At 68.7% G+C, this 25,865-nt stretch carries 23 protein-coding genes; 9 read left to right on the top strand and 14 right to left on the bottom strand.

The window, feature by feature from the left end; genetic code table 11:
- Positions 1-119: 119 nt before the first annotated feature.
- Positions 120-356, top strand: coding sequence for a DUF2789 domain-containing protein (locus UYS_RS0206645; protein ID WP_016854723.1), 237 nt, complete (start codon positions 120-122; stop codon positions 354-356).
- 71 nt (positions 357-427) lie between these two features.
- Here the strand turns inward: UYS_RS0206645 and UYS_RS0206640 are convergent, their stop codons facing one another.
- A complete protein-coding gene (locus UYS_RS0206640) occupies positions 428-838 on the bottom strand; it encodes an SRPBCC family protein (protein WP_016854722.1) in 411 nt (136 codons plus the stop codon).
- 190 nt (positions 839-1,028) lie between these two features.
- Here UYS_RS0206640 and queC point away from each other — a divergent pair, with 190 nt between their 5' ends.
- From queC to UYS_RS0206620, 4 genes are read left to right on the top strand one after another with little or no spacing between them, the layout of a single operon-like run.
- On the top strand, positions 1,029-1,790 hold the full coding sequence (queC, locus tag UYS_RS0206635; protein WP_016854721.1) for a 7-cyano-7-deazaguanine synthase QueC: 762 nt from the start codon (positions 1,029-1,031) through the stop codon (positions 1,788-1,790).
- On the top strand, positions 1,783-2,424 hold the full coding sequence (queE, locus tag UYS_RS0206630) for a 7-carboxy-7-deazaguanine synthase (RefSeq protein ID WP_016854720.1): 642 nt from the start codon (positions 1,783-1,785) through the stop codon (positions 2,422-2,424). The genes queC and queE overlap by 8 nt, the downstream gene beginning before the upstream one ends.
- Positions 2,424-3,269 (top strand): 6-carboxytetrahydropterin synthase, encoded by an 846-nt coding sequence (locus UYS_RS0206625; protein WP_016854719.1) that lies wholly within the window; start codon positions 2,424-2,426, stop codon positions 3,267-3,269. Before queE ends, UYS_RS0206625 begins: the two co-directional genes overlap by 1 nt.
- Positions 3,266-3,550 carry a zinc/iron-chelating domain-containing protein gene (locus tag UYS_RS0206620; protein WP_016854718.1) on the top strand — a complete coding sequence of 95 codons (285 nt, stop codon included), beginning with the start codon at positions 3,266-3,268 and terminating at the stop codon, positions 3,548-3,550. Before UYS_RS0206625 ends, UYS_RS0206620 begins: the two co-directional genes overlap by 4 nt.
- A 131-nt stretch (positions 3,551-3,681) precedes the next feature.
- On the opposite strand, the gene UYS_RS0206615 is transcribed toward UYS_RS0206620, so the two are convergent.
- From UYS_RS0206615 to UYS_RS0206605, 3 genes are read right to left on the bottom strand one after another with little or no spacing between them, the layout of a single operon-like run.
- Positions 3,682-7,581, bottom strand: a complete 3,900-nt coding sequence (locus UYS_RS0206615; RefSeq protein WP_016854717.1) for an ATP-binding protein — start codon at positions 7,579-7,581, stop codon at positions 3,682-3,684.
- A gap of 34 nt (positions 7,582-7,615) precedes the next feature.
- Positions 7,616-8,251 (bottom strand): MiaE family protein, encoded by a 636-nt coding sequence (locus tag UYS_RS0206610; RefSeq protein WP_016854716.1) that lies wholly within the window; start codon positions 8,249-8,251, stop codon positions 7,616-7,618.
- A gap of 31 nt (positions 8,252-8,282) precedes the next feature.
- Positions 8,283-8,717, bottom strand: a complete 435-nt coding sequence (locus tag UYS_RS0206605; RefSeq protein ID WP_016854715.1) for a DUF1289 domain-containing protein — start codon at positions 8,715-8,717, stop codon at positions 8,283-8,285.
- A gap of 332 nt (positions 8,718-9,049) precedes the next feature.
- On the opposite strand from UYS_RS0206605, the gene acnB reads away from it, so the two are divergent.
- The 3 genes from acnB to UYS_RS0206590 all read left to right on the top strand — a co-directional run bounded on the left by acnB (position 9,050) and on the right by UYS_RS0206590 (position 14,290).
- Positions 9,050-11,653 carry a bifunctional aconitate hydratase 2/2-methylisocitrate dehydratase gene (gene acnB / locus UYS_RS0206600; protein ID WP_016854714.1) on the top strand — a complete coding sequence of 868 codons (2,604 nt, stop codon included), beginning with the start codon at positions 9,050-9,052 and terminating at the stop codon, positions 11,651-11,653.
- A 196-nt stretch (positions 11,654-11,849) separates the two neighbouring features.
- Positions 11,850-12,335: a ribonuclease E activity regulator RraA gene (gene rraA / locus UYS_RS0206595; RefSeq protein WP_016854713.1), complete on the top strand. Its 486-nt coding sequence runs from the start codon at positions 11,850-11,852 to the stop codon at positions 12,333-12,335.
- 62 nt (positions 12,336-12,397) lie between these two features.
- Positions 12,398-14,290, top strand: coding sequence for a glycerophosphodiester phosphodiesterase family protein (locus UYS_RS0206590; RefSeq protein ID WP_016854712.1), 1,893 nt, complete (start codon positions 12,398-12,400; stop codon positions 14,288-14,290).
- Between the two features lie 4 nt (positions 14,291-14,294).
- Here UYS_RS0206590 and UYS_RS18390 read toward each other — a convergent pair whose 3' ends face one another.
- From UYS_RS18390 to ppsA, 3 genes are all read right to left on the bottom strand, one after another.
- Positions 14,295-14,828: a hypothetical protein gene (locus UYS_RS18390; protein ID WP_156821554.1), complete on the bottom strand. Its 534-nt coding sequence runs from the start codon at positions 14,826-14,828 to the stop codon at positions 14,295-14,297.
- Positions 14,829-15,116: 288 nt separating this feature from the next.
- On the bottom strand, positions 15,117-15,677 hold the full coding sequence (locus UYS_RS0206575; protein WP_016854709.1) for an anti-virulence regulator CigR family protein: 561 nt from the start codon (positions 15,675-15,677) through the stop codon (positions 15,117-15,119).
- A 142-nt stretch (positions 15,678-15,819) separates the two neighbouring features.
- A complete protein-coding gene (gene ppsA / locus UYS_RS0206570; protein ID WP_016854708.1) occupies positions 15,820-18,192 on the bottom strand; it encodes a phosphoenolpyruvate synthase in 2,373 nt (790 codons plus the stop codon).
- A 231-nt stretch (positions 18,193-18,423) separates the two neighbouring features.
- Here ppsA and ppsR point away from each other — a divergent pair, with 231 nt between their 5' ends.
- Positions 18,424-19,257: a posphoenolpyruvate synthetase regulatory kinase/phosphorylase PpsR gene (ppsR, locus tag UYS_RS0206565; RefSeq protein ID WP_016854707.1), complete on the top strand. Its 834-nt coding sequence runs from the start codon at positions 18,424-18,426 to the stop codon at positions 19,255-19,257.
- Positions 19,258-19,297: 40 nt separating this feature from the next.
- On the opposite strand, the gene UYS_RS0206560 is transcribed toward ppsR, so the two are convergent.
- The 7 genes from UYS_RS0206560 to UYS_RS0206530 form a co-directional block, all read right to left on the bottom strand.
- A complete protein-coding gene (locus tag UYS_RS0206560; protein ID WP_016854706.1) occupies positions 19,298-20,557 on the bottom strand; it encodes a CaiB/BaiF CoA transferase family protein in 1,260 nt (419 codons plus the stop codon).
- A gap of 56 nt (positions 20,558-20,613) precedes the next feature.
- Positions 20,614-21,795 carry an acyl-CoA dehydrogenase gene (locus UYS_RS0206555; protein WP_016854705.1) on the bottom strand — a complete coding sequence of 394 codons (1,182 nt, stop codon included), beginning with the start codon at positions 21,793-21,795 and terminating at the stop codon, positions 20,614-20,616.
- Positions 21,796-21,954: 159 nt separating this feature from the next.
- Positions 21,955-23,199 (bottom strand): uracil-xanthine permease family protein, encoded by a 1,245-nt coding sequence (locus tag UYS_RS0206550; RefSeq protein WP_016854704.1) that lies wholly within the window; start codon positions 23,197-23,199, stop codon positions 21,955-21,957.
- A 75-nt stretch (positions 23,200-23,274) separates the two neighbouring features.
- Entirely contained in the window at positions 23,275-23,904 is a 630-nt protein-coding gene (upp, locus tag UYS_RS0206545) for a uracil phosphoribosyltransferase (protein WP_016854703.1), read from the bottom strand.
- A gap of 223 nt (positions 23,905-24,127) precedes the next feature.
- Positions 24,128-24,814, bottom strand: coding sequence for a uracil-DNA glycosylase (ung, locus tag UYS_RS0206540; RefSeq protein WP_016854702.1), 687 nt, complete (start codon positions 24,812-24,814; stop codon positions 24,128-24,130).
- Positions 24,815-24,816: 2 nt separating this feature from the next.
- Positions 24,817-25,296 (bottom strand): xanthine phosphoribosyltransferase, encoded by a 480-nt coding sequence (gpt, locus tag UYS_RS0206535; protein ID WP_026068398.1) that lies wholly within the window; start codon positions 25,294-25,296, stop codon positions 24,817-24,819.
- Positions 25,297-25,300: 4 nt separating this feature from the next.
- On the bottom strand, positions 25,301-25,846 hold the full coding sequence (locus tag UYS_RS0206530; protein ID WP_016854700.1) for an adenine phosphoribosyltransferase: 546 nt from the start codon (positions 25,844-25,846) through the stop codon (positions 25,301-25,303).
- Positions 25,847-25,865 lie beyond the last annotated feature (19 nt).

The raw sequence follows: 25,865 nt of genomic DNA, 5'->3' as shown, positions 1-25,865 counted from the left end.
ACAGGGCGCCCTGCCGGAGGGACGGTCAAGCGTTGAACACGCCGGGGCCGCCCCATCGCCATGACGGGGCCCGAGAGGCTAGAGTGGAGTCACACGTCCGCTTGCACAGGTAGCCCGTCATGGAACATCCCGATCATCCCTTCACCGAACTCTTCGAACAGCTCGGCCTGGCCTCGGAGCCGAGCGCCATCCAGCGCTTCATCGAGCGCAACTCGCCGATCCCCGAGAACATGGCGCTGCCCGACGCGCCCTGCTGGAACGAGGGGCAGGCGGAGTTCCTGCGCGAGGCCATCGAGGCCGACGCCGACTGGGCCGAAGTCGTCGATCACCTCAATGCCTCGCTACGAAAAGCCTGAGCGGCCCGAGACGGCCATCCGCCTCGGAACGAGAACGCCGCCCGGGTGGGCGGCGTTCTCGTTGGGTCACGCTACAATCTGGCCGCGACGCGATCCAGGATCTGCTGGCTGACCCGATTGACCAGCGGCGTCACCGCGCGCTTGACGGCCTTCTCCACCAGCCGGCTCTGGATCTCGTAGTCCAGCGTCAGCGCCACCTCGGTGCCCTCGGGCACCGGCGTCAGCCGGTAACGTCCGCGGTTCTTGACGCCGCTGCGCGACTCCCAGGCCAGCGCCTCCGGCGGGCGGTGTTCGGTGATCTCCACCTCGAAGGTCCAATCCATGCGCACGGCATGCACGTGCCAGCGGTAGCGCCCCTCGCCCAGCGGCTCGATGCGCTCGATCAGGTCCGAATAGTCGACGAAGTCCTCGACCCGCTCGAGCAGGGCGAAGACGCGTTCGGGCGGCGCCTCGAGAATGGCGCGATGTTCGATGGTGGCCATGCCGTTTCCTTGTGCTGGGGGCCTTCGATGCCGTGCCAGCTTCCCCGAAGGGCCCGGCCGATGTCCAGTCCGCGGCGATTCCGCTCGAGGCGGCTCGTCGACGTCTGGCACCTGTCTTGCTGGTCAAGTACACTCCCGGACCGCCGGACCGGACCCCGGTAAAGAAAATTCTCCGACCAAAGGTTCCCCCATGTCCGATTCTCCCCGTCCGGCCACCGTGGTGATCTACTCCGGTGGCATGGACTCCTATACCGTGCTGCATCGCGCCCTGCGCGAGGGCCGCGAGGTGCACGCCCTGTCCTTCGACTACGGCCAGCGCCATGCCCGCGAGCTCGAGGTCGCCCGCGAGGTCTGCCGCGAGCTCGGCGTGCCCCACCAGGTGGTCGACATCACCGCGATCCATGGCCTGATCGACGCCTCGGCGCTCACCGACTCAAGCCAGGAACTGCCCGACGCCGACTACGCCGAGGCCAACCTCAAGGCCACCGTGGTGCCCAACCGCAACATGATCCTGCTGTCGCTGGCCATCGCCAAGGCGGTCAACATCGGCGCCGACCGGGTCGACTACGGTGCCCACGGCGGCGATCACGTGCTCTACCCGGACTGCCGCCCGGAGTTCGTCGAGGCCATGAACGACGTGGCCGGCATCGCCAACTTCGAGCCGGTGACCCTGCACGCGCCCTACCTGCGCGCCGGCAAGGACGAGATCCTCGCCGAGGGCCTGGCCATGGGGCTCGACTACGCCATGACCTGGACCTGCTACCGCGGCGAGGCACTGGCCTGCGGCCGCTGCGGCAGCTGCCGCGAACGGCTTTCGGCCTTCGCCGCCAACGGCGCCGTCGATCCCCTCGCGTATGACACCATCGGCGACGAGGCCTCTTCACAGCGGCCCGATGCCGCCGCCTCTTCACAACGGCCCGATGCCGCCGCCGAAGGGACCAATGATGTATAGCGTCAAGGAAGCCTTCTACTCGCTGCAGGGCGAAGGCGGCCAGGCCGGCCGCGCCAGCGTGTTCTGCCGCTTCAGCGGCTGCAATCTGTGGTCCGGGCGCGAGGCCGATCGCGCCGCCGCGGCCTGCCGCTTCTGCGATACCGACATTCGCGGCACCGATGGCCAGCACGGCGGACGCTTCGCCGATGCCGAGGCGCTGGCCGATCACCTGACCGCGCTGTGGCCGGACGCCCCGGGCACCGCCACGCCCCAGGTCATCTTCACCGGCGGCGAGCCGCTGCTGCAGCTCGACGAGGCGCTGATCGAGGCCATGCACGAGCGCGGCTTCGACGTCGCCGTGGAGACCAACGGCACCCTGCCGGCGCCGCCGGGCATCGACTGGCTGTGCGTCAGCCCCAAGGGCGAGACCGTGCTGGCCCAGACCTCCGGCGACGAGCTCAAGCTGGTCTACCCGCAGAGCGACGCCACGCCCGAGCGCTTCACCGCCCTGGACTTCCATCACTTCTTCCTGCAGCCGATGGACACCGCGGCGGTCGGTGGCGGCGATGTCACGGCCGAGACCGTGGCCTACTGCCTGAGCCATCCCCAGTGGCGGCTCTCGCTGCAGACCCACAAGATCACGGGGATCGACTGATGACACTGTTCGTCAACCGCCTCACCCATCTCGACGCCTCGCTGTGGTGCCCCGAACGCGGGCTGATCGGCGCCAGCTGGCGGGTCGACGCCGAACTCGACGGCGCGCTCGGCGAGGACGGCATGCTGTTCGACTTCGGCGAGGTCAAGCCGTGGATCAAGTCGCGCATCGACCAGGGCCCCGATCACGCCCTGCTGGTGCCCACCGAGGCGCCCGGCGTCAGCGTCCACGACTGCGCCGAGGGCCTGTGCGTGCGCGCCGAGTCGCCCTACCCGTTCGAGGTCCGCGGCCCGCGCCAGGCCTTTGCCCTGCTGCCCTGGCCGGCCATCACCGCCGAACGCCTGGCCGAGCACCTGTCGGCCTCGCTGACCCGCCAGCCGCCGGCCCGGGTCGAGGCGATCCGCCTGACGCTGACCGACGAGGCCATCGACGGCGCCGCCTACACCTACAGCCACGGCCTCAAGCGCCACACCGGCAACTGCCAGCGCATCGCCCACGGCCATCGCTCGCGGCTGCACGTATGGCAGGACGGCGAGCGCCGCCCGGCGCTCGAGGCCGAGTGGGCCGAACGCCTCGCGGATCGCTACCTGGTGGACGAGGCCGACGTGGTCGAGGGCCTCGATGCCGCCTTCACCGGCCGGCTGACCACCCGCTACACGGCCGAACAGGGCCGCTTCGCCCTGACCCTGCCGCGGGAGCGCTGCATCCCGATGCCGACGCCGACCACGGTGGAACATATCGCCGCCTGGCTGGCCGGCGAGATCGCCCGTGAGACCGGCCGCGCCACCCGCGTCCAGGCCTTCGAGGGCATCGACAAGGGGGCGCTGGCGGAGGCCGAGGCGTGAGCCCCAGCCACGCCACGAGCGCGGAACCGGACGGCGGCTGCCGCCCCGGCTGCGGCGCCTGCTGCATCGCGCCCTCGATCAGCTCGCCGATCCCCGGCATGCCGGACGGCAAGCCCGCCGGGGAGCGCTGCGCCCAGCTCGACGACGACAACCTGTGCCGGCTGTTCGGCCGGCCCGAGCGGCCGGCGGTCTGCGCCCGCTTCGATTACGACCGTGAACTGTGCGGCGATCACCGCGGTCAGGCGCTGGAACGGATCGCCGCGCTGGAAGTCGCGACCTGAGCCGGCGCCTCGCGCTCCTGCTTCACCGCCCCCACCACCTCTCCCGAGACGCAAGACGCCCGGCGACGCTCGTCTCACGAGCCTCGCCGAGCGTCTTGCCATTTCCCATGGCGTCGAGGACGCGTGCGCCGTCAGTCTTCCAGGTCGGCGGTATGCGGAAGCCGCTTGTCGAGCAGGGTCCGCCAGCGCACCAGCACCGGCGCATCGCTGTGGCTGACCTCGCCCAGCAGGCCGCGGAACGCCATCCGCGCGGCCTCGTCCTCCGGATCGACCCTCGTCAGCCAGGCCTCCAGGGCGCAGAGCTGCTGGTGCAGGTTGCCGTCGCCGCGGGCCTGCTCGAGGGCCTGCTCGATCAGCGCGCGCACCTCCTCGGCGGGATGCCCCAGGCGGTGACGCACCCCGGCCAGATGCACCGCCAGTTCGGCGACGAACAGCGTGGCGCGCTCGCGGGCGATCAGCAGGCACTGGTCGAGGTAGTCCTCGGCCCGGGCCAGCTCGCCCAGCGAGGTGCAGGCGTCCACCCACCACAGCGAGGGCCGCTGGTAGGGATCGCGCCCAGTGACCTCGACGAACTCCTCCTGGGCCGCCTCGATGCGCTTGAGCCCTTCGCGATCGCCGGACAGCGCCCGCTGCCAGCCCAGCACCTGCCGCGCCGAGACCTGCCACAGCTGCAGGTCGGGCGTGCCGGTGATCTCATAGGCGCGCTCGGCGCGCTGGGAGGCCAGATGCTCGTGCCCCACCTGGCGATAGAGCGCCGCGGCATACATCAGCGCCATGGCCAGGCTGCCCGGGTGATTGATGCGCTCGGCCAGGCGGATCGCCGATTCGACCTGCTGCTGGGCGCGATGGTAGTCGCCGCGCAGGCACAGCGCCCAGCTCTGGAAGCAGGTCGCGGCCACCTGGGGGTGGTCGGAGAACGGCAGCCACTCGATCATCATCGGCGAATTGAGCGGGTCGATCTCCTCGAGATGCTCGTAGGCCTGCTGGATGCGGCCGGCCCAGTACTCGCAGCTGGCCCGCGCGAAGTCGGCCAGGCGCCGGTAGCGCGGATCCTCGAGCCGCGAGGCCAGATCCGCCAGCCGCGAGGCCAGCAGGAAGGCATCGGCGTGGGCGTTTCGCTGGCTGCAGCCGACCCACAGCCCCCACTTGACCAAAAACGCCTGCTCCAGGTCCTCGCTGTCCTCCGGCACCTCGTCGCTGCAGGTCAGCAGCTCGCGGGCGCGGACGAAGCTCTCGTGGGCGGTGGGCGAACCGTGTCCCTCCAGGGCGAAGGCCGCCTGGCCGCGCACGGTGTGCAGGCTGACCTCACGCTCCTCCTGGCCCTCCACGTGGCGTAGGCTGGCCAGGCCGAAGTCGGCCATGCGCAACGCGGTGCGGTTGGCACTGACCTTGAGCGCCTCGCGGGCCGCCAGCTCGAAGTAGCGGGCGCCGCGGGCGTGGTGCCCACTGCGCCGCAGATGGGTGGCGAAGTCGCCGGGGTGGCGGCTGATCCAGACCGGGAAGCGCTCCTCGATCAGCGCCACGACCTGACTGTGCAGGGCCACCCTCACGTCCCGCGGGCAGGACAGGTAGGCCGCCTCCTGCAGCAGCTGGTGGGTGAACTGGTATTCGCGCCCCTCTTCCGCCTCGTCGACCGGCTCGATGATCTCCAGCCGCACCATCTGCTCCAGCGCCGCGGCCAGCTTCGGCATCTCGCGGTCGCTGCACTCGGCGAGGAAGTCGAGCCGGAAGCGCCGTCCCAGCACCGCCGCCACGTGGGCCACGTCGCGGTCGCCGTCGAGCTGGTCGATGCGGCTGGCCAACAGGCCGAGCAGGCCCTGGGGCAGCTCGTCGAGATCGATGCGACGCCCTTCGCGACGGTCCATGTCGACGCGGCGGCAGATCTCCTGGAGATACAGCGGCACGCCGTCGCAGCGCTCGACGATCTGGCTGCGCAGGCGCGGGCTGAGCTGCAGCCGGTAGCGCCGCGCCAGCTGGGTGAGCAGACGCGACGACTGCATGGGATCGAGCCGCCCGAGGGTGATCTGCTGATCCCAGTCGAGCCGGGTCGGCAGCGCCTCGCGGCCATGGTGGCTGGCCACCATCAGGAAGGGGCAGGTGATCGGCAGGCGTGCCTGCAGGCCGCCCAGCACCTTGAAGGAGGGCTCGTCGAGCCATTGCAGGTCGTCGACCATCAGCACCAGGGTGCGGGTCTCGGTGAGCTGCTCGATCAGCCGCTGCAGCACGCCGACCACCAGCTCCACGGCCTCGCCGCTCTGGGTGAGCAGGGCCACCTCGCGGGGAGGGCAGACGCCCAGCGCCTCTTCCAGCAGCAGTCGAGGCTCGTCGTCGAGGTCATCCGGCGTCAGCGAGGCCAGCGCCTCGGCATCGAACGCGTCGCCGAAGTGCCAGTGCAGCAGCTGTCGGGCCACGCCGTAGGGTTCCTGGATCGACAGCCGGGTGGTGGGCTGCCAGCAGATCGCCGCCTCGCGGCTCTGCTCGAGGTGGCGGAAGCCGACCAGCAGCGCCGACTTGCCGAGCCCCGAGGGGCCGCGCACCAGCACGCTCTGACGCAGCCCGATGCCGGCCCGGGCCAGGGCGTCACGCAGCGTGCGCAGCGCCCCTTCGCGGCCGATCAGGCTCGGCGGCATGGCCTCGCGGCCGCCTTCATTCGCGCCGAGCACCAGCGCTCGCAGCCACACGCGACCGTCGCTGGCCACCAGCCGTGACGAGAGCCGCGGCTGCAGGTCGAGCGCCGGCGGCATGTGCTGGCTGGCCTCCTGGGAGATCACCAGCTCGCTGCCCTGGGAGGCGGCCATCAGCTCCAGCGCGCCCCGGGTGACCTCGCCCAGCGGATCGACCAGGTGGCGCTCCGGCAGATAGACCACCTGGCCGCTGTTGAGACCGGCGGCCAGGCAGATGCCCGGCGGCTCGCCTTCGCCGCTCCAGTGGCGGGCGCACTCATCGGCGAGTGCGCGCTGACAGTGTTCGTAGAGCGCCACCAGCTCGGCGAGCTGGTGGGCCGGCCCGTGGGTGCCGAAGCAGGCCAGGCCGATGCCACCGGCGGCGCCGGGCAGCCAGAAGCCGCCCAGATGATGACACTGCTGCTCGAGCCAGCGCATCAGCTCCGACTGCAGGGTCAGACTGGCCCGGGTCTCGCCACGGGTGGAGAGATCGGCGTGCAGGTCCAGGCGGATCGCCATGACCGACAGCTGGCGCATCTCGATCTCATCGTCGCGCAGCGGCGCGCTGTCCGCGGCCAGGGTGCGCGAGAAGCCGGCACCGGGGCCGACCGACTCGTCGCCGGCGCCATCGGACCAGTAGCGTGCCAGCTGCAGGAAGGCGGGGTCCGGCTGCTGGCCGGTCAGCGCCAGCAGCTGCAGGTAGGCGTTGTACTGCTCATGGGCGGCGGCCAGCTGACCCTGCTCGGCGAGCTGGCGCACCAGCCGCTCGTGGAAGGGGCCGTAGCCGGAGAAGCGGCTGACCAGGGTCTCCAGCAGCGCGTCGGGCAGCGGCTCCGCCTGCTCGAGCACCGACTCGGCATAGCGGATCACCCGCTGACGCCACTCGTTGCGCACCTGGACCAGCCAACGCTGGAACTCGGCGCAGGTGGCGAGCTGCAGCTCCTCGACCAGGTCGCCCTGGTAGCACTCCAGGATCTCTTCCAGGGTCGCCACCTCGGCGGGCGCCTCGAGCATCGACTGCAACTCGTGGAGATCGAACTGCCACGCCTCGGGGAGCTCGAAGGCGATGGTCTGGCGGGATACCGAGAGCACCTCCTCGGCCTGCTCGCCCAGCGACTGACGCAGGCAGTGCAGGGCGTGACGCAGATTGGTCCGCCCCGAGGAGAGGCCCTGGTCGGGCCACAGCAGTTCGGCGAGGGTCGCGCGGTTGACCGGCTGCTCGTGAAGCAGCAGGTAGACCAGCAGCGCCTTGACCTTGTCGTAACTGAAATGGGTCAGCGCATCGTCGCCCAGGGTCAGCGAAAAATGACCGAATAACGCCAGGCGATCTTGTTCTTCACGGGTTACGGCGTCGGAAGCATCCCGCATGATTATTAGGCCCTGCTGGGCGGCGCCCCGAACGTCAGGCGGGAACACCGCTGTGAAAACGAAATGCCGTATCCGGCATGGTGATCAGCTCGGCTTCTCGCGCGGCGAGGAAGGCGATGCGATCGTCGATGGCCTCCGGGGCGGCCCGGCGTGCCAGCATCAGGTAATCCTCATAATGACGCCCTTCCGACTTAACCAGACTGCGATAGAACTTTGCAAGCTCATCGTCAAGCTGGGGGATCAAACGGGCGAAACGCTCGCAGCTGCGCGCCTCGATCAGCGCCCCCACGATCAGGATATCGACCAGCCGCTGCGGCTCTTCGCCGCGCACGTGCCGGCGCAGCCCCTCGGCGTAGCGCGAGGCCGACAGGTGGCGATAGACGATGCCCCGCTGCTCCATCAGCGTGACCACCTGCTCGAAGTGCAGCAGCTCCTCGCGGGCCAGCTGACACATCTTGGTCAGCAGCAGCGGCCGGTCGACATAGCGATAGAGCAGGCTCATGGCCGTGGAGGCGGCCTTCTTCTCGCACTGGGCGTGGTCGATCAGCAGCAGCTCGGGGTTATCGAGGGCCCAGTCGACCCAGGCATCGGGCGTCGGGCAGTGGAGAAACGCGAGCAGCCCCTCGGGCAGCAGGTCGACGGGGGCAGGGGCATCGGCAATGGCGGTCATCGAAGAGTCCGGCGGTACATGGTCTGGGAAATCAGGAGAGCGAGGCCCGGGCCTCGCGGCGCGCCTCGGCGGCGTCCAGCAGGTCGGCGGCGAGGCGGGCATGCAGGGTCGCGGCGTCGAGCGACTCGACGGGCGCCAGGCCATAGCGCGACAGGTCGCGGATACGGTCGCGGCCGACCCGCAACAGCTCCACCGCCCGGGACAGCGGCGGCTGATCGGCGCGAAAGCGAATCCGGTGGCGCACCAGCTGGGCCTCCAGGGCCGCGGCGTCCACCACGCTCAGGTGACGGCCGGCCACCTCGACGCGCAGGGCGTCCAGCTCGGTCATGCGCCGCTCACGCGCCTCGCCGTCAAGGGCCGGCCAGTCGCGGATCTCGTCGTCGATGCGCTGACAGCCGCGGCAGACGCGATCGCCCACCGTCGTCGAACACAGGCCCACACAGGGGGAGGCGATACGCCCCGCCATCGGCCACTCCTCTCCGTTGATGAAAGTCGCACCATGGTAACGTGACGACCGCACACTGGCACCCCGCCGGGCCTCGAACACGACCAGAGACCAAAGTTCGAAGCCCGTCATGGCCGGGATTCTTAACATTGTCGACAGTTTCTCCTAGAATACCGCCACCGTTGACCGTGCCAGGAGCCAGCCAGGCGTCACGCCGATCGGCGACGAATCCCGGGATTCCCGCCACGATCGGTCACCTCCGGCTGGCGACTGTGCGTCGTGCCAAGCGGCTCGTTGCGGCATCATCGCCGCCGCAGGACGCTCGGCCACTACCAACCAATGAGGGCCACCACGTGCTTGAAGCCTATCGCCAACATGTCGAGGAGCGCGCCCAGGCGGGCGTTCCGCCGAAGCCGCTGAACGCCGAGCAGACGGCTGCCCTGGTCGAACTGCTGAAGAATCCGCCCGCCGGCGAGGAAGAGGCCATCCTCGACCTGCTGACCAACCGCGTGCCGCCGGGCGTCGACGAGGCCGCCTACGTCAAGGCCGGCTTCCTGACCGCCATCGCCCGAGGCGAGGCCGAGTCTCCGCTGATCGACCGCGTCCACGCCGTCAAGCTGCTGGGCACCATGCAGGGCGGCTACAACATCGCCTCGTTGGTCGAGCTGCTGGACGACGACTCGCTGGCCAAGGAAGTGGGCGAGCAGCTCAAGCACACCCTGCTGATGTTCGACGCCTTCCACGACGTGGAAGAGCGCGCCAAGGCCGGTAACGCCGTGGCCAAGGAGATCATCGAGTCCTGGGCCGAGGCCGAGTGGTTCCTCTCCAAGCCGGCACTCGCCGACAAGATCACCCTGACCGTGTTCAAGGTGCCCGGCGAGACCAACACCGACGACCTCTCCCCCGCCCCGGATGCCTGGTCGCGCCCGGACATCCCGCTGCATGCCAACGCCATGCTCAAGAACCCGCGCGACGGCATCGAGCCGGAAGAGCCGGGCGTCACCGGTCCGCTCAAGCAGATCGAGGAAGTGAAGGCCAAGGGGCACCAGGTCGTCTACGTCGGCGACGTGGTCGGCACCGGCTCCTCGCGCAAGTCCGCCACCAACTCCGTGCTGTGGTTCTTCGGCGACGACATTCCCAACGTGCCGAACAAGCGCGCCGGCGGCTTCTGCTTCGGCGGCAAGATCGCCCCAATCTTCTTCAACACCATGGAAGATTCCGGCGCCCTGCCGATCGAGATGGACGTCGAGAAGCTCGAGATGGGCGACGTCATCGACGTCTACCCGTATGAAGGCAAGGTCTGCAAGCACGGCACCGACGAAGTGCTGACCACCTTCGAGCTCAAGACCCAGCTGCTGCTCGACGAGGCCCGCGCCGGCGGCCGTATCCCGCTGATCATCGGCCGCGGCCTGACCGCCAAGGCCCGCGAGTCCCTGGGCCTGGCCCCGTCCGACGTCTTCCGCCTGTCCGAACAGCCGGCCGACACCGGCAAGGGCTTCACCCTGGCCCAGAAGATGGTCGGCAAGGCCTGCGGCATGGAAGGCGTGCGCCCGGGCATGTACTGCGAGCCGAAGATGACCACCGTGGGTTCCCAGGACACCACCGGTCCGATGACCCGCGACGAGCTCAAGGACCTCGCCTGCCTCGGCTTCCAGGCCGACCTGGTGATGCAGTCCTTCTGCCACACCAGCGCCTATCCGAAGCCGGTCGACGTGGAGACCCACCACACCCTGCCCGACTTCATCATGAACCGCGGCGGCGTCTCGCTGCGTCCGGGCGACGGCATCATCCACAGCTGGCTGAACCGCATGCTGCTGCCCGACACCGTGGGCACCGGCGGCGACTCCCACACCCGCTTCCCGATGGGCATCTCCTTCCCGGCGGGCTCCGGCCTGGTGGCCTTCGCCGCCGCCACCGGCGTGATGCCGCTGGACATGCCGGAATCCGTGCTGGTGCGCTTCAAGGGTCAGCGTCAGCCCGGCGTCACCCTGCGTGACCTGGTCCACGCCATCCCCTACTACGCCATCCAGCAGGGGCTGCTGACCGTCGAGAAGTCCGGCAAGAAGAACGCCTTCTCCGGCCGCGTGCTGGAAATCGAGGGCCTCGAGGACCTCACCGTCGAACAGGCCTTCGAACTCTCCGACGCCTCCGCCGAGCGCTCCGCCGCCGGCTGCACCATCACCCTCTCCGAGGACAGCGTCAGCGAGTACCTGAAGTCCAACATCACCCTGCTCAAGTGGATGATCGCCAACGGCTACGGCGATGCCCGTACCATCGAGCGCCGCATCCAGGGCATGGAAGAGTGGCTCGAGAACCCGAGCCTGATGCGCGCCGACAAGGACGCCGAGTATGCCGAGGTCATCGAGATCGATCTCGACCAGCTCGACCAGCCGGTGCTGTGCGCCCCGAACGACCCGGACGACGCCCGCCTGCTGTCCGACGTCGCCGGCCAGGACATCGACGAGGTGTTCATCGGCTCGTGCATGACCAACATCGGTCACTTCCGTGCCGCCGGCAAGCTGCTCGAGAAGCAGCCCGCGGGCAGCCTGAAGACCAAGCTGTGGCTGGCGCCGCCGACCAAGATGGACCAGCACCAGCTGACCGCCGAAGGCTACTACGGCATCTACGGCCGCGCCGGCGCACGCATGGAAATGCCGGGCTGCTCGCTGTGCATGGGCAACCAGGCCCGCGTCGCCGCCAAGAGCACCGTGGTCTCCACCTCCACGCGCAACTTCCCCAACCGCCTGGGTGACGGCGCCGACGTCTTCCTGGCGTCCGCCGAGCTCGCCGCCGTGGCCGCGGTCGAGGGTCGCCTGCCGAGCGTCAGCGAATATCGCCGCTACATGAGCGAGTTCGACGCCATGGCCGGCGAGATCTATCGTTACATGAACTTCCACGAGATCGAGGAGTTCCAGAACGCCGCCTCGAACGTGATCCCGGTGAGCCAGGAAGCCTGATCACCGCCATCGTCACCGATGCTCGCAACATCGCGGGCCCGCCGTAAGGCGGGCCGTCGACGACCGAAGCGCCCCGCCCCGTGCGGGGCGCTTTTTTTGTTGCCCCGTCCGTTCTGCCACTCCCCAAGGGGGGACTTTCCTCATCGTCTGGCTGTGGCATCATCGATGGGTTCATCGACCGAGGAGACACCCCGTCATGCCTGCCATCGTCACCCCCGATCTGTGCGATTCCTATCCCGAAGTGGCCGTGCTGGAGCCCATGTTCGTCAACTTCGGCGGCCATGAGACCTTCTTCGGCCCGGTGCGCACCGTCAAGTGCTTCGAGGACAACTCGCTGGTGCGCCAGGCCGTCAACGAGCCCGGCGACGGCGCCGTGCTGGTGGTCGATGCCGGCGGCTCGACCCGCTGCGCCTTGCTCGGCGACCGACTGGCCGAACAGGCCGCCGGCAACGGCTGGGCGGGCGTGGTGATGTACGGCTGCGTGCGCGACGTGGACGAGCTGGCCGAGACCGAACTCGGCATCCAGGCCCTGGCCGCCCACCCGCGCAAGAGCGAGAAGCACGGCGAGGGCCAGCGCGACGTGCCGGTCAGCTTCGACGGTGCGACCATCGAACCCGGCCAGTGGCTCTACGCCGACAACAACGGCATCCTGATCGCCGATGACCGCCTCGCACTGGACTGATCCCCCACCAGACACGGCGCAGCGGCTTGCCGCGCGAGGGACTCGGCTGGCAGGCTGAGGGCATGCCCCACAAGATGCCGACCACGCCTCGCCTGAGCGGCGACGTCCTGCGCAGCCTCAAGCACCATCTGCGCCCGCTGATCGCCTTTCACGCCTTCTTCACCCTGCTCGCCTCGAGCCTGCTGCTGCCGGCGGCGGGCTGGGGCCTGGCCAGCATGCTGGGGCGTCTCGACCGCCCGCTGATCACTCTCCAGGCCCTGCTCGAGGCGCTGTGGACACCGGGCGGGATGGCCTGGCTGCTGGCCACGCTGGCCGTCACCTTCCTGATCCTCTACCTGCAGCAGGCCGGCATGACCCTGGTCGCGGTGCGTCCCCGTGACAACCATCTTCGCCTGGCCGCCGAGGCACTCTGGCACAGCCTGCGCCGGCTGCCTGCGCTGTCCGGCCTGGCGCTGCTCCAGGTCGGCACGCAGCTGCTGCTGATGCTGCCCGTGGCCGGCATCGTGGTGACGCTGCACGGCCGCCTGCTTGGCGACCTCGACCCCTACTATGTCCAGCAGGTGCTCCCCCCGGCCCTGTGGGCCTTCCTCGCCACGATCGCCCCGGTGATACTGGGCTGGGGCGCCCTGGCCGCCGCCCTCTACACCCGCTGGCATCTGGCCCTGCCGGCGCTGATCCTGGAGGGCCTCGGCCCGCTCCACGCCCTGAAGCGCAGCGCGCGCCTGACCCACGGCTGCCGCCGCGGCATCGCGGCATCGATCCTGGTGCTGCTGGCGACGATCCTGGCGCTGCCGCTCGGCGTCGGGGCCCTCTTCGACGCCCTCTTCACTCCGCTGCTGGGTCATCTGCCCGAGCGTCGCGAGATCCTGCTGCCCGCCATGCTCGGCTATGTCACCGCCTACGGCCTGGTGACCCTGGCCGCGGTCTTCGTCGGCATCGCCGCCAACGCCTTGCTGGGAAGCTGCCTCTACCTGCGCCTGGCGCACCGTGAGCCACGGCCGCCGGCGCCGCCGTCGGCACACCCCGGGCGCCTGGCCTGGGGCGTGGAGCTGGGCGTTCTCGCCTTCGCCATCGCCCAGGCCTGGTGGGTCGTGCAGGGCAGCACGATCCGCGAGGAGGTCGACAACATCGCCCACCGCGGCAGCTCGATGGTCGCCCCGGAGAACACCCTGCCGGCCATCGAACAGGCCATCCATGACGGCGCCGATCTGATCGAGGTCGATGCCAGGCTCACCGCCGAGGACGAGGTCGTGCTCTACCACGACACCACCCTGTCCCGCCTGGCCGGCGATGATCGCCGCATCGCCGACCTCGAGCACGACGTCCTCGACGGCGTGGACGTGGGCAGCTGGTTCGGCGACCCCTTCGTGGGCACCCGGATTCCCGACCTCGAGGAGGCCCTGGTGAAGGTCAGGGGGCGAGCCGGGCTGGTGATAGAGCTCAAGCCGGACCCGGGCCATGGCCAGCGGCTCGTGGACCGGGTCGTGACGCTACTGGAGGCCGAGGCCCGGGCACGGCGAGACTGTCGCGACCGTGCGTCGGACGGTGTCGGCCGCGCGGCCTGCGGCGCCCCCGATCTGAGCTCGGGAATATGGCTGGCCGCCCAGTCCTATGAGCTGCTCGACGAGGTCGCTCGACGGGCCCCCGGGGTGCGCCGCATGCTGCTGGCCCAGCTGACGCTGCGGGGCGCCCTGCCTCGGCATGGCTACGATGTCCTGGCGCTGCGCCATAACCGCATCGACGAGCGCGAGGTACGGCTCGCCCAGCACCACGGCTATGCCCTGATGGCCTGGACCGTCAACGACCCGACCCGCATGTCGCGGCTGATCGACCTCGGGGTGGACGGCATCATCACCGACCGCCCGGCCTCACTGCGCCGACTGCTGGCCGAGCGGCGGTCGCTGGGCGACGGTGCCCTGTTGCTGCTGAAGCTGCGTCACTGGCTGCGCGACTGATCTGCTAGGCATGACGCCGGCAGCGCCAGCTTGCCAACAGGCCGACCAGCGCCACACCGACCAACGCCATCGCGCCCCAGCCCACGGCCTCCACCAGCTGTCGAAAGGCGTCGGGGGCGTGCTGGGGCCGGGCCACCATGCCATGGTCGACCAGCCGTCCGCCGCCGTACAGAACGCCGAGCAGCACGGCCAGCGGCCAGGTGCCTTGCAGCGGCGCCAGCGCCATGGTCAGCCGCCAGGGAGGCGACGGCTCCGCCTTCTTGTCACGGCGCGCGGCATCATTGCCCGCGGCGGCGGCATCACGGCGCGATGGCGCCTTCTCCGTTTCCCTGGACGGTGCCTTGCTCGACGCCCTGGACGTTGACTTGGCCGCCCCCCGTCGACCCTTCGACGCCCTGGCGGCCGTCTTCCTCCTTCCCCCGGACGGGGTGCTGCGCCCCAGACGCGCGCAGGCCCAGCGCAGCATCCGCCAGACGGCCCACCCGAAGGTGACACATACGGTCAGGGCCAGCCCGCCCATTACCAGAAAATACGCCATCGGGCGGCTCCTCGAGACAATCAACCGCCAATGATGCCAAAAGCCGCGCCCTCTGTGGGAAACCAGGACCGCTCAGGGGGCCACGATGACCGGTATCATGGCCCGCGACAGGCCGCCCACCTCCTGCACCGCGCCGTGCTGCCGGTCAGGGCGAAGTCGAAGGGCTCGCTCGGGCGGCATCGGAACACCGCCTCCACCTCCACCGCCACCTCAAAGGATCCACCATGGTCCGTCTCCATCGTCGTCGACGACAGCAGGGTGGATCCCAGGAAGGCGACCCGCTCCGAATCAGTCGAGCACGTCGCGGATCACGTCATGGATGATGTCGTTGGTGATGTCGACCAGCACGGCATCGGTACCGACGCGGCGCCATTCATAGCCGTCGTAGTGCGGCAGGTCGCGACGGATGTCGTCACCGAACCGCTTGGCGATGCCCGGGGGCATGGGCTTGCCGCGGGCCAGGTTCTGGCGCACGCCGGGGGGAATCGAGGCGCGGTCCTGATGGGCATAGCGGTCGCGATGGCCGTGGAAGATATCGCGGATCTGCGCTTCCTCGAGGCGGGGGCCGTCGCGGCCATCGCGCCCGCGATCCCGACCATCGAAGCCGCGCTCCGCGTGACGCTCGTCAGAACGCTCTTCTTGGCGTTCCTCGCGGCGCTCCGTACGCTCGCGACCGTGGGCGTCATCGCGCAGTCGCTCGGACTGACCCTGGCCGCCCTGCCCCTTCCTGGCATGCTCCGGCGGCCCGTTACCGTTGTCGGGATCGGCCAGCGCCGGCAGCGCCAAGAGGCCGAGGATCAGGGCGCCGGCCGGCGCCAGGCGATGGAATCGACGCGTCTGTGAGGGCATGACGGGCATTCTCCTGTTGTCTGAAGGATGGCCGCAGTCTACCCCCTCTCGCCCGGCCAAGCGTGCAAAGGGTGTGCAGAAACGACGACACCCGGGCCGAGGCCCGGGTGTCGTGTCACTCACGGTCGCGATCGCGCGACGATCAGCCCAGCGTTTCGCCGGCCAGCATGAACCAGGTCTCCAGTACCGCGTCCGGGTTCAGGGAAACGGAGTCGATGCCCTGCTCCATCAGCCACTTGGCGAGGTCCGGGTGGTCGGACGGGCCCTGGCCGCAGATGCCCACGTACTTGCCCTGGGCCTTGCAGGCCTGGATGGCCATGGACAGCAGCTTCTTGACCGCCGGGTTACGCTCCTCGAACAGCCCGGCGACGATGCCGGAGTCGCGGTCGAGGCCCAGGGTCAGCTGGGTCAGGTCGTTGGAGCCGATGGAGAAACCGTCGAAGTACTCGAGGAACTCGTCGGCCAGCAGCGCGTTGGCCGGCAGCTCGCACATCATGATGACCTTGAGGCCGTTGTCGCCACGCTTCAGGCCGTTGGCGGCCAGCAGGTCGATGACGCCACTCGCTTCCTCGGTGGTGCGCACGAAGGGGACCATGATCTCGACATTGTCGAGGCCCATCTCGTCGCGCACGCGCTTGATCGCCCGGCACTCCAGCTCGAAGCAGGCCTGGAAGTCCTCGGAGAGGTAGCGCGAGGCACCGCGGAAGCCCAGCATCGGGTTCTCTTCGCCCGGCTCGTAGAGCTTGCCGCCGATCAGGTTCTCGTACTCGTTGGACTTGAAGTCCGACAGGCGCACGATGACCCGCTGCGGGTAGAAGGATGCCGCCAGGGTGGAGATGCCTTCGACCAGCTTGTCGACGTAGAAGCTGACCGGATCGTCGTAGCCGGCGGTGCGCACGTCGATGGTCTGCTGCAGATCCGGCGACAGGGTCTCGTAGTCGAGCAGTGCCTTGGGGTGCACGCCGATCATGCGGTTGATGATGAACTCCAGGCGCGCCAGGCCGACGCCGGCGTTGGGCAGGCTGGCGAAGCTGAAGGCGCGGTCCGGGTTGCCGACGTTCATCATGATCTTGAACGGGATTTCCGGCATCGCATCGACGCTGGTGACGTTGCGATCGAAGGCCAGCAGGCCGTCGTAGACATGGCCGGTATCGCCCTCGGCGCAGGACACGGTGACATCGCGACCGTCTTCCAGCACCTCGGTGGCGTCGCCGCAGCCGACCACGGCCGGGATGCCCAGCTCACGGGCGATGATCGCCGCGTGGCAGGTACGACCGCCACGATTGGTGACGATGGCGGAGGCCCGCTTCATCACCGGCTCCCAGTCGGGGTCGGTCATGTCGGTGACCAGCACGTCGCCGGCATGGATCTTGTCCATGTCCTCGGGTGTCTCGACGACCTTGACCGCGCCGCTGCCGATGCGCTGGCCGATGGCCCGGCCGGTCACCAGGGTGCGGCCCTTTTCCTTGAGCTGGAAGCGCTCGAGCTTGCCGCCCTCCTGCTGGGAGACCACGGTCTCGGGACGCGCCTGGACGATGTAGAGCTTGCCGTCGTCGCCGTCCATCGCCCACTCGATGTCCATCGGGCGGCCGTAGTGCTGCTCGATGATCACCGCCTGGCGGGCCAGGGCCATGACCTGTTCGTCGTCGACGCAGAAGCGCGCGCGGTCGGCCAGCGGAACGTCCACGGTCTCGACCGACTTGCCGGCGCTGGCATCCTCGGTGTAGACCATCTTGATCAGCTTGGAGCCCAGGTTGCGACGCAGCACGGCCGGGCGGCCGGCGGCCAGGGTCGACTTGTGGACGTAGAACTCGTCGGGGTTCACCGCCCCCTGCACCACGGTCTCGCCCAGGCCCCAGGAGGCGGTGACGAAGACCGCATCGCGGTAGCCGGACTCGGTGTCCAGGGTGAACATCACGCCGGAGGCGCCGGTCTCGGAGCGCACCATCTTCTGGATGCCGGCGGACAGCGCCACGTTCTCGTGGGCGTAGCCGCGGTGCACGCGGTAGGAGATGGCGCGGTCGTTGAACAGCGAGGCGAACACCTCGTGCACGGCCCGCTTGATGTTGTCGAAGCCTTCGATGTTGAGGAAGGTCTCCTGCTGGCCGGCGAAGGACGCGTCCGGCAGGTCCTCGGCGGTGGCGGAGCTGCGCACCGCGACCTTGAGGTTCGGGTGCATGGCGGCGAGCTTCTCGTAGCTCTCGCGCAGGGCGGCCTCGAAGGTCGGCGGCAGCGGGGTGTCGATCACCCACTGGCGGATCTGGGCGCCGACGCGAGCCAGCTCGGCGACGTCATCGACGTCCAGCGTGGACAGCGCCTCGTTGATGCGCTCGTTGAGGCCTTCGTGGGACAGGAACTCGCGGTAGGCGTGGGCGGTGGTGGCGAAGCCGCCGGGCACGGTGACACCGGCCTCGGCCAGGTTGGAGATCATCTCGCCGAGCGAGGCGTTCTTGCCGCCGACGCGCTCGACGTCGTTCATGCCCAGCTTCTCGAACCACTGAATGTAATCGTCCACGAAACCCCCTTAGGATTGGAAACCGACACCGGAAAGTGCCTGACGCACCTTCATGAGTGGATGCGAACGACTCTATCAACGGCCTTCCATATTCGCCATTGGTCTAACAGCTAAGTCACTGAAGGTTTTTTACAACAATTCGCCGATCCGGGCATTTCCTGTAGTCGGCTTGTCTGGCCCCGCGCGAGACTCGACAATGAGGCCATTCCTTCTCCCGCCCGAGCGAGCCCCATGACACGTACCGCCTTCTTCATTTCCGATGGCACCGGCATCACCGCCGAGAGCCTGGGTCGCAGCCTGCTGGCGCAGTTCGAGAACGTCGAGATGCGCATGCTGACCAAGCCCTACATCGACAGCGTCGACAAGGCCAAGCGTCTGGTCGAGGTGATCCAGGCCACCGCGATCAAGGACGGCAACACCCCGATCATCATCGACACCATCGTCGACCAGGACGTGCGCGACGTGATTCGCACCGCGCCGGGTTTCACGGTCGACATCTTCTCGACCTTCCTCAAGCCCCTGGAGCAGGAGCTGGCCACCCACTCCTCCTACAGCGTGGGCCGCACCCACGCCATCGGCAGCGACGACGTCTACATGGATCGCATCCACTCGGTGCATTTCGCGCTGGACAACGACGACGGCGCCCGCACCCATCAGTACGACCAGGCGGACATCATCCTGGTCGGGGTGTCGCGATGCGGCAAGACGCCGAGCTCGCTGTACCTGGCGCTGCAGTTCGGCGTCCGTGCGGCCAACTACCCGCTGACCGAAGACGACCAGGACGAGAACGGCAGCCTCAAGCTGCCGCCGGTGCTGGCCAAGCATCGCCACAAGCTGTTCGGGCTGACCATCGACCCGCGCCGGCTGGCGGCGATCCGCCATGAGCGGCGCCCCAACAGCCGCTACAGCTCCATGGATCAGTGCGTGCAGGAGGTGGCCGAGGCCGAGGCGCTGTATCGTCGCATGCACATCCCCTACATCGATACCACGCGCTTCTCAGTGGAGGAGATCTCGACCCGGATGATCGCCGAGACCGGCATCAGCCGACGCTTCTCGCCGCGCTGAACTGGTCTCAGGGAACACCGGGCGGGAGGTCACGGACGCTTCAGCGCACGATATTCAGACGCCGCAGCCGCGCGATCGCCTCGGCGTCGAGGCCCAGCTCGGCGAGCACGGCGTCGCTGTCCTGGCCGAGGCTCGGCGGCGCGCTATCGGAGGTGGCACTCTCGCCGTCGAAGCGCAGCGGGTTGGCCATCTGCGGTACCGACCGCCCATCGGCGAGCGCCAGGGTGCGGCACAGGCCACGATGGCGCACCTGAGGATCGTCGAAGGCCTCGGTCAGGGTATTGATCGGCCCGGCGGGAATGCCGAGGGCCTCGAGATCGGCCAGCCAGGCATCGCGCCGCCGGGTCAGCAACGCCTCGGCGATCCGCGGCACCAGCGTCTCGCGGTGCGCGACTCGAGCGGCGTTGGTGGCGAAGGCCGGATCGTCGGCCCACGCCGCCTGCCCGAGCAACTCGGCCAGGCGTGCGAACTGGGCGTCATTGCCCACCGTCAGCACCAGGTAGCCGTCGGCGCAGGCGAAGGCCTGGTAGGGCACGATGTTGGGGTGGGCGTTGCCGTGGCGGGCAGGGCTCTCGCCCGTCACCCGAGCGTTGAGCGCCTGGTTGGCCAGGGTCGCCAGCTGGACGTCGAGCAGCGCCACATCGATATGACGCCCCTCGGCCCTCGCCTCACCCTGTTCGCCCTTCTCGCCCCGCTGCCGCTCATAGAGGGCCGCCAGCACGCCGACCGCGGCGTAGAGCCCGGTCATCACATCGGTGATCGCGACCCCGGTCTTCATCGGCATGCCGTCGGGCTCGCCGGTCAGGCTCATCAGCCCGCCCAGGGCCTGAATCATGAAGTCGTAGCCGGCGCGGTGGGCGTAGGGGCCGTCCTGGCCGAAGCCGGTGATCGAGCAGCCGATCAGGCCCGGATTCACCGCCTTCAGGCTCTGATGGTCGAGGCCATAACGGGCCAGGCCGCCGACCTTGAAGTTCTCCAGCAGCACGTCGGCGCCGGCGGCGAGCCGACGCACCAGCGCCTGGCCCGCCTCGGTGGCGATATCCACGGCCAGCGACTGCTTGCCGCGATTGGCGCAAAGATAGTAGGCGGCCAGACGCTCGGCGCTCTCCTCGCGGCCTTGCTCAGCCTTCTCTTCGCCTTCCAGCCAGGGCGGTCCCCAGCCGCGGGTATCGTCACCGCGCACGGGGTGCTCGATCTTGATCACCCGGGCGCCCAGGTCGGCCAGCAGCTGCCCCGCCCAGGGCCCGGCCAGCACCCGGGACAGATCCAGCACCACCACGCCGTCCAGCGGTCCGCTCATTGCACCCTCCCTCCTCTCGAAGCTGCTCCGGCGTCAAGCCATCGAGGAGTCCTGTATTAGCCGGTGAAGGCCTGAATGCCGGTCTGGGCGCGCCCGAGTATCAGCGCATGGATATCGTGGGTGCCCTCGTAGGTGTTGACCGCCTCGAGGTTCATGACGTGGCGGATCACCGGATACTCGTCGCTGATGCCGTTGCCGCCGTGCATGTCCCGCGCCTGGCGGGCGATGTCCAGGGCCTTGCCGCAGTTGTTGCGCTTGATCAGCGAGATGGTTTCGGGCACCAGCTGGCCGTCGTCGATCATCCGCCCCACCCGCAGCGCGGCCTGCAGCCCCAGCGCGATCTCGGTCTGCATGTCGGCGAGCTTCTTCTGGATCAGCTGATTGGCGGCCAGCGGGCGGCCGAACTGCCGGCGGTCCAGCGTGTACTGGCGGGCGGCGTGCCAGCAGGCCTCGGCGGCGCCCATGCTGCCCCAGGCGATGCCGAAGCGGGCGCGGTTGAGGCACGAGAAGGGCCCCTTGAGGCCGGTGACGCCAGGCAGGCGGGCGTCGTCCGAGACCTCCACGTCCTGCATCACGATCTGGCCGGTGGTCGAGGCGCGCAGGCTGAACTTGCCGTCGATCCTGGGGGCCGAGAGCCCCGCCATGCCCTGCTCCAGCACGAAACCGCGGATCGTGCCCTCCTCGTCCCGGGCCCAGACCACGAAGACGTCGGCGATCGGCGCGTTGGTGATCCACGTCTTGGTGCCGTTGAGCCGCCAGCCGCCGTCGGTCCGCCGGGCACGGGTCGACATGGCGCCGGGATCGGAGCCGTGATCCGGCTCGGTGAGACCGAAGGCACCGACCCACTCCCCGCTGGCGAGCTTCGGCAGGTAGCGATCCTTCTGGGCCTCGCTGCCGAAGGCGTGAATCGGGTACATGACCAGGCTCGACTGCACGCTCATGGCGCTGCGATAGCCGGAGTCGACCCGCTCGACCTCGCGGGCGATCAGCCCGTAGCTGACATAGTTCATCCCGGCGCAGCCGTAGCCGTCGAGGGTCGCCCCGAGCAGGCCGAGCTCGCCCATCTCGGTCATGATCTCGCGATCGAAGCGCTCCAGGCGGTTGGCCTCGCGCACCCGGGGCAGCAGCTGATCCTGGCAGTAGTCGTGGGCGGTCTGTTGGACCAGTCGCTCGTCGCCGTCCAGCTGATCGATGAGGCGGAAAGGGTCATCCCAGGTCATGGGAGTGATCTGGCTCATGAGGGCGCTCCGATGAATATCTACATTTTATTAAAATGTAGACCCGAGGAGCGCCCTTGCCAAGCCAGACCAAGGGAGAAGAAAGGAGGCAACGGGAAGGCGGAAAGCGAGACCGGCCGCCGGCACTGTCGGCCATTCGACAGCGCCGGCGGCGAGGCCTTATTCCTCCTCGGCGCGCGGCAGGATGGCGTTGAGCAGGATACCCACCAGCGCGGCGAGGCCGACGCCCTGCAGGGTGAACTGGCCACCGCCGAGCTGCATGCCGCCGATGCCGAAGACCAGGATCAGCGACACCACCACCAGGTTGCGCGGCGCGGTCAGCGGCTTGCCGGCGCGGACAAGGGTGTTCATGCCGACCACCGCGATGGAACCGAACAGCAGCGTCATGATGCCGCCCATCACCGGGCCGGGAATGGTCTGCAGCACGGCGCCGAGCTTGCCGAGGAACGACAGCAGCACGGCGATCACCGCGGTGACCACCATGATCCGCGGATTGAAGGCGCGGGTCAGGGTCACGGCGCCGGTGACCTCGGAATAGGTGGTGTTGGGCGGGCCGCCGAACAGCGAGGCCGTGCAGGTCGCCAGGCCGTCGCCCAGCAGGGTGCGGTGCAGGCCGGGCTTGTCCAGGTAGTTGCGACGCGTCACCGAGCCGATGGCGATCATGTCACCAATGTGCTCGACCGCCGGGGCGATGGCCACCGGGATCATGAACAGCACCGCCGCCCAGTGGAAGCTCGGCGCCACGAACTCGGGCATCGCCAGCCAGGCCGCCTCGCGCACCGGGGTGTAGTCGACCACGCCCATCAGTGCGGCCAGCAGGTAGCCGGTGACGATGCCGCCGAGGATCGGGATCAGGCGGATCAGGCCGCGGCCGAACACCGCCAGCACCAGGGTCACCAGCAGGCTGGCCATGGACAGCACCATCGCCCGGCCGTAGCCGATGGCGTCGCTGGTGCCGCCGGTGGCCATGTCCACCGCCACCGGCGCCAGGGCCAGGCCGATCACCATGATCACCGGGCCCACCACCACCGGCGGCAGCAGGTGATGCAGCCAGACGGTGCCCTTGAGGCGCACGATCTGCGAGATCACGATGTAGACCACGCCGGCGGCCAGCAGCCCGCCGAGGGTCGCGGAGACGCCGAAGCTCGCCACCGAGCCCTGGATCGGCGCGATGAAGGCGAACGACGAGGCCAGGAACACCGGCACGCTGTTGCGGGTCACGGCGTGGAACACCAGGGTGCCGATGCCGGCGGTGAACAGCGCCACGTTGGGATCGAGACCGGTGAGCAGCGGCACCAACACCAGCGAGCCGAAGGCCACGAACAGCATCTGGGCGCCGACGATCAGTGTACGCAGGGGGGATTCGGCCGTCGGGGCGGTCGAGGAAGCGGTACTTTCCGTCATCCGAAGTCTCCGTAAGAGCCTGGCAGAAAAACGCCCCTGAAGAAGGGGCGTCAGAGCAATCAATGATGTATTGAATCAGCGGGTGCCGAAGATCTTGTCGCCGGCGTCTCCCAGTCCGGGGACGATGTAGCCGTGCTCGTCCAGGCGCTCGTCCACCGAGGCGGTGTAGATCTCGATGTCCGGGTAGGACGCCTGGACGCGCTCGATGCCCTCGGGCGACGCCACCAGCACGATCACCTTCATGTGCTGGCAGCCGCGCTCGCGCAGCATGTCCAGGGTGGCGACCATGGTGCCGCCGGTGGCCAGCATCGGATCGATGACGATAGCCATGCGCTCGTCCAGCTCGCCGGCGAACTTGGAGAAGTACGGCACCGGCTCGAGGGTCTCCTCGTCGCGGTAGAGGCCGACCACGCTGATCCGCGCGCTGGGAATCAGGTCGGTGACGCCGTCGAGCATGCCGAGGCCGGCACGCAGGATCGGCACGATGGTGGTCTTCTTGCCCTTGAGCTGCTGAACGGGAATCTTGTTGCCGCTCCAGCCGTCGATCTCCTGGATCTCCAGCTCGAGATCCTGGGTCGCCTCGTAGGTCAGCAGCTTGGCCACCTCGCCGGCCAGTTCACGGAAACTCTTGGTGCTGATACCGGCTTCGCGCATCAGTCCCAGCTTGTGCTGGACCAGGGGATGCTGGATGGCGTGAACACTCATGGGGCGGACCTCTTCGGGGCGTGGGGATTCGTCGGCAAGCTTAGACGCACGCGGGGCGTGCGCAAATCGCGCGCCATTCTACCCGCAAGCCGCCTCGAGGTTAAGGCGGCCGTTGAACCGCGCCCGTAAAGTCACGATCGTCGGGAAAAAGGCGCGATACAGGACGATAACATCGCGGGGAAAGGCCGTTTCCGGGCAATGCCTACCCCCGGAAACGGTACGTTCACTCCGCCGCGGCCGGCAGCTGCCAGTCGATCGGCTCGCGGCCGTGCTCGGCCAGGAAGGCGTTGGCACGCGAGAAGTGGTGATTGCCGAAGAAGCCGCGGTGCGCCGACAGCGGGGACGGGTGCGGCGACTCCAGCACCAGGTGGCGCGAGGTGTCGATCAGCGCCTTCTTCTGGCGGGCGTGACTGCCCCACAGCAGGAACACCGTGGGGCCGGCATGTTCGTTGACCGTGGCGATGGCGCGGTCGGTGAACGTCTCCCAGCCCTTGCCGCGATGGGAGCCGGCGTTGCCCTGCTCCACCGTCAGCGAGGTGTTGAGCAGCAGCACGCCCTGGCGCGCCCAGTGCTCAAGATTGCCGTGGTCGACGGGCTCGAAGCCGACGTCGGCGGCCAGCTCCTTGTAGACGTTGACCAGCGACGGCGGAATGCGCACGCCGGGGCGCACCGAAAAGCACAGGCCGTGGGCCTGGCCCGGACCGTGGTACGGGTCCTGCCCCAGGATCACCACCTTGACCCGATCCAGCGGGGTCAGCTCGAAGGCGCGGAACCAGTGCGAGGAGTGCGGGTAGATGACCTTGTGGGCGGCCTTCTCGGCCGCCAGGAAATCACGTAGCGCCTGCATGTAGGGCGCGGCGAACTCGTCGCCGAGCCAGCGCTGCCAGCTGTCGGGTAGCGGGCCATTCATGGTCAGCGCTTGACCCGATCGGCCAGGGGTTCGACATAGGTCACCCCCATGTCCCAGGGGAACTGGATCCAGCAGTCCTGGCCCACCTCGGTGAGGTACTGGTCGACCAGCGGGCGACCCTCCGGCTTGGCGTAGACGGTGACGAAGTGTGCCTTGGGCAGCAGCTCGCGCACCTTGCGCGCGGTCTTGCCGGTATCGACGAGATCGTCCACCAGCAGCCAGCCGTCGCCGTCGTGGTCGACGCCCTTCATCACCTCGAGCGCTCCCTGGTCCTGGCCCTCGTAGCTCTTGATGCAGATGGTGTCGATCAGCCGCACGTTGAGCTCGCGGGCGATCAGCGCCGCGGGAATCAGGCCGCCGCGGGTGATGGCGACGATGCCTTGAAAGTCGCGTTCGACCAGTCGATGGCAAAGCTCGCGCACGTCGCGATGGAGCTGGTCCCAGGACACGGTGAAGTGCTGGTGATAGCGATGACTCATGATGGCGTCACTCGTCCTCGGTGAAGGAACAGACCGCGAAGACGTTGAAGCCGGCCTCGCGGATACGATCGGCGCCGCCCAGATCCGGGAGGTCGACGATGGTGGACGTCTCCACCACATGGCCGCCGCTACGGGTGATCAGCTTGGCCGCGGCCAGCATGGTGCCGCCGGTGGCGATCAGGTCGTCGACCACCAGGATGCGGTCGCCCTCGCGGAAGGCGTCGCTGTGCAGTTCGACCTCGGCCTCACCGTATTCCAGCGTGTAGGTCTCGCTGATGGTCTTGAACGGCAGCTTGCCCTTCTTGCGCACCGGCACGAAGCTGCAACCCAGCTCGTAGGCCAGCGGCGCACCGACGATGAAGCCGCGGGCATCGATGGCGGCGATGGCGTCGAGCTCCAGGTCCTGGTAGCGGTGCACGAAGCTGTCGATCAGCTTGCGGAAGGCCGAGCTGTTCTGCAGCAGCGGCGTGATGTCACGGAAGTTGACGCCCGGCTGCGGCCAGTCGGGGACGGTGCGGATGACGGACTTGATGTAGTCGCCGTAGATGCTCATCGCGATTCTCGTCGGTCGG

The organism is Halomonas smyrnensis AAD6 (genome assembly GCF_000265245.1).
GTDB lineage: Bacteria > Pseudomonadota > Gammaproteobacteria > Pseudomonadales > Halomonadaceae > Halomonas > Halomonas smyrnensis.
Note: the sequence above shows the minus strand (reverse complement) of the source record. Positions and strands in the feature narration are given on the sequence as shown.

Excerpts from the sequence above, each read along its gene's own strand:
- upp (WP_016854703.1), bottom strand. The coding sequence starts at position 23,904 with ATGAGTGTTCACGCCATCCAGCATCCCCTGGTCCAGCACAAGCTGGGA.
- UYS_RS0206575 (WP_016854709.1), bottom strand. The coding sequence starts at position 15,677 with ATGCCCTCACAGACGCGTCGATTCCATCGCCTGGCGCCGGCCGGCGCC.
- UYS_RS18390 (WP_156821554.1), bottom strand. The coding sequence starts at position 14,828 with ATGGCGTATTTTCTGGTAATGGGCGGGCTGGCCCTGACCGTATGTGTC.
- UYS_RS0206530 (WP_016854700.1), bottom strand. The coding sequence starts at position 25,846 with ATGAGCATCTACGGCGACTACATCAAGTCCGTCATCCGCACCGTCCCC.
- UYS_RS0206555 (WP_016854705.1), bottom strand. The coding sequence starts at position 21,795 with ATGAGCCAGATCACTCCCATGACCTGGGATGACCCTTTCCGCCTCATC.
- queE (WP_016854720.1), top strand. The coding sequence starts at position 1,783 with ATGTATAGCGTCAAGGAAGCCTTCTACTCGCTGCAGGGCGAAGGCGGC.
- UYS_RS0206610 (WP_016854716.1), bottom strand. The coding sequence starts at position 8,251 with ATGACCGCCATTGCCGATGCCCCTGCCCCCGTCGACCTGCTGCCCGAG.
- UYS_RS0206605 (WP_016854715.1), bottom strand. The coding sequence starts at position 8,717 with ATGGCGGGGCGTATCGCCTCCCCCTGTGTGGGCCTGTGTTCGACGACG.
- UYS_RS0206625 (WP_016854719.1), top strand. The coding sequence starts at position 2,424 with ATGACACTGTTCGTCAACCGCCTCACCCATCTCGACGCCTCGCTGTGG.
- UYS_RS0206560 (WP_016854706.1), bottom strand. The coding sequence starts at position 20,557 with ATGAGCGGACCGCTGGACGGCGTGGTGGTGCTGGATCTGTCCCGGGTG.
- rraA (WP_016854713.1), top strand. The coding sequence starts at position 11,850 with ATGCCTGCCATCGTCACCCCCGATCTGTGCGATTCCTATCCCGAAGTG.
- UYS_RS0206615 (WP_016854717.1), bottom strand. The coding sequence starts at position 7,581 with ATGCGGGATGCTTCCGACGCCGTAACCCGTGAAGAACAAGATCGCCTG.
- UYS_RS0206645 (WP_016854723.1), top strand. The coding sequence starts at position 120 with ATGGAACATCCCGATCATCCCTTCACCGAACTCTTCGAACAGCTCGGC.
- UYS_RS0206590 (WP_016854712.1), top strand. The coding sequence starts at position 12,398 with ATGCCCCACAAGATGCCGACCACGCCTCGCCTGAGCGGCGACGTCCTG.
- UYS_RS0206640 (WP_016854722.1), bottom strand. The coding sequence starts at position 838 with ATGGCCACCATCGAACATCGCGCCATTCTCGAGGCGCCGCCCGAACGC.
- ppsR (WP_016854707.1), top strand. The coding sequence starts at position 18,424 with ATGACACGTACCGCCTTCTTCATTTCCGATGGCACCGGCATCACCGCC.
- ung (WP_016854702.1), bottom strand. The coding sequence starts at position 24,814 with ATGAATGGCCCGCTACCCGACAGCTGGCAGCGCTGGCTCGGCGACGAG.
- UYS_RS0206550 (WP_016854704.1), bottom strand. The coding sequence starts at position 23,199 with ATGACGGAAAGTACCGCTTCCTCGACCGCCCCGACGGCCGAATCCCCC.
- queC (WP_016854721.1), top strand. The coding sequence starts at position 1,029 with ATGTCCGATTCTCCCCGTCCGGCCACCGTGGTGATCTACTCCGGTGGC.